Below are 2,373 nucleotides of genomic sequence, written 5' to 3'. Positions count from 1 at the left end.
TACAAGGATCCGGGTTGGTACAAGCACCCGGAGGGCACGGTCGCGTACGAGTGGAAGGGCGAGCAGCTCGCTGAGCCCGCTCGGGCGACCTCGCCCGACAGCGGCGTCAAGGCAACGGAGTTCCGCGCCATCGACCGCCGCAAGCGACCGGTCCGCGCAGCCAACGCAACCAGTCACGAAAATCATTAGGCGTTCAGACTGAACTCTCTAGCGTCACTTTGGTGAACAAGGAGCACAGACACGATGAAGAAGGCTACAACACTCCTCGGTGGGCTGTCCGCCCTCCTTCTCACGACTGGCCTAGCTTTGGCAGGCCCTGGTGGTGCTGGTCACGGGCACGGCGATGAAGCAGCCTATGGTAAGCCGGGCGATCCGAAAAAGCCGGCCCGGCTGGTGCAGGTCAGCATGCGCGAAACCGATGGCAAGATGCTATTCTTCCCCGACAAGGTTGAGGTGAAGGCGGGCGAACAGGTGCGCTTCAAGCTCGCCAATAACGGTGAGGCGGAGCACGAGTTCGTGCTGGCCACGGTTGAGGAAAACGCCAAGCACAAGATCCAGATGGAGAAGAACCCGGATATGGAGCACGAGGATCCAAATGCCCGGCGTCTGCAGCCCAAGAAAGGGGATGAGATCGTGTGGCAGTTCACTAAGGCTGGCACGTTCGAATACGCCTGTCTGATCCCGGGCCACTATGAGTCCGGCATGAAAGGCACCGTCGTGGTGAAGTAGCGCTCTCAGGAGAGATAAGCCGGCCAGTGAGACCTTGCGCTCGCTCCCCTCGTCGGCTTGCAAGCGCAATCAGCCCGCCCAAGACCTGCGATACTCAAAACCATCGAGCAGAGTGACAAGGTGCAGTTTCAGGCCGACCGGGGAACGGGCAACTCACCCTCGTCAAAATCCAGAAGGCAAGGTAAGCTCAAGACCTCGTCGGACGCTGCATTGTAGGTCCTTGTGGCGGCCGACGACCACTAAGAACAACAAGGAAGCCCCCATGCCGGCCACAGGTGTGGACAAAGCTGTCCGCCAGCGAGGTTCGGCTAACGAGCTGCCGCAGCATCTGGAAAACGACTTCGACCGGCAGGCCTTTGTGCCACGACTGCTGGTGCTGGCGATGCTTGCAGCTGCCACCCTCCTGGAATATGGCCATGGCCACTGGGAGGGCCACTGGATCGTCTTGGTGATCTATGGCTTAACGACGGTCGTGCTGGCGCTGTCCTCGCGCTTCGCTGCAGGACAATCCTGGTTACCCTGGGTCGCCACCGTCACCGACGCTGGCTTGGTGGTCTACGTGACCGCCGACCATCTGCCGCGGGATACCCACGATCTGGCTCTCGCGACGGATGCCGTCAGTCTGTTTCCGGCGTTCCTACTGCTCATCCAGACCGGGCTCAGACTGCGGCGCGACCTTGTGGCGGCGTATGCAGGCATTGTAGCTGCGGGATGGCTCGCAGCGCTCTCTATGATTGCCGACTCAGGGACGTTTGCGGCAGCTGGTCCCTCTCCTCTTGCAACGCGACAGGTGCTTGGCCTCCTGTTGTTCGTCACTACCGCAGGCTTCGTCTTCTACGCGGTACACCGGATGCGCTTGGCTTGGGCGACCATCCTGCGGGTGCAGTGGGATCGTATGCTGTTATCGCACTTTCTGCCTGAAGGGATAGCCGCTGAGGTGGTCAACGGCGAGGCAGAGATCGCCGAACGCCACGTCTGCCTCCTAGCAGTCGACATACGGGGCTTCTCTGCGCTCGTGCGGGAGCGTCCGCGTCGCGAGGTGATCGGGACCCTAATGGAGTTTCGGCGCCTTGTTCACGATTCGGTCTCTCACCACGGGGGCATTGTTGACAAATATCTCGGGGACGGGGTGCTCGCTGTCTTCCTTCACGATACTCCCGAACAGCAGGCCGAGTCTGCATTGGCCGCTGCCCTCGACATCCTGCGCCAGGTTGACGGATGGAAAGAGCATGTCCATGCCCCGTCGGGTGTTCGCGCCATCGCCGCATTACACAGAGGCCTCGTCTTCGCGGGCGTCTTCGATGATGACCGACGCGCCGAATTTACCGTTCTTGGACCGGCGATGAATGCCCTGTCCCGCATGGAACGGCGGGCCAAGGAGGCTGGCGTTGATCTGTTGGTCTCAAAGGGGTTCCTGCGCCTGCTGCAGCCATCAACGCGGGCCGGGCTCAACATGCAGCCTGTCGGGAGGCGGGCCGGCGATGAGGAGTTACCGGATGTCTTGTCGGTGCATCCGGTCGGGGCCGCGGCCGTATCTCAGCCCCGCCTTGCGGCGGTCCCCGACTCCCAGGTCGCAATAGGCAGACCTGTGTGCAGAGATGGTGGGCAGTAGCGGAATGTGGGAGCAGCTACAGCCTGGTAGGT

The 2,373-nt window shown here is 61.7% G+C and carries 2 protein-coding genes and 1 pseudogene; all 3 read left to right on the top strand.

Features of this window, described 5'->3' with window-relative positions:
• A pseudogene (locus tag OC446_RS30055) lies at positions 1 to 189 on the top strand (copper oxidase); the annotation flags it as partial.
• 54 nt (positions 190 to 243) lie between these two features.
• Complete coding sequence (locus tag OC446_RS30050) at positions 244 to 729, top strand: cupredoxin family protein (RefSeq protein ID WP_262032543.1); 486 nt, start codon at positions 244 to 246, stop codon at positions 727 to 729.
• Positions 730 to 991: 262 nt separating this feature from the next.
• The gene (locus OC446_RS30045) at positions 992 to 2,341 is read left to right on the top strand and encodes an adenylate/guanylate cyclase domain-containing protein (RefSeq protein WP_262032542.1); all 1,350 of its coding nucleotides are present in this window, start codon (positions 992 to 994) and stop codon (positions 2,339 to 2,341) included.
• The last annotated feature ends 32 nt before the right edge of the window (positions 2,342 to 2,373 follow it).

This window comes from Microvirga sp. Mcv34 (assembly GCF_024519725.1).
Classification (GTDB): domain Bacteria; phylum Pseudomonadota; class Alphaproteobacteria; order Rhizobiales; family Beijerinckiaceae; genus Microvirga.
This window is presented reverse-complemented; position numbering and strand designations above follow the sequence as displayed.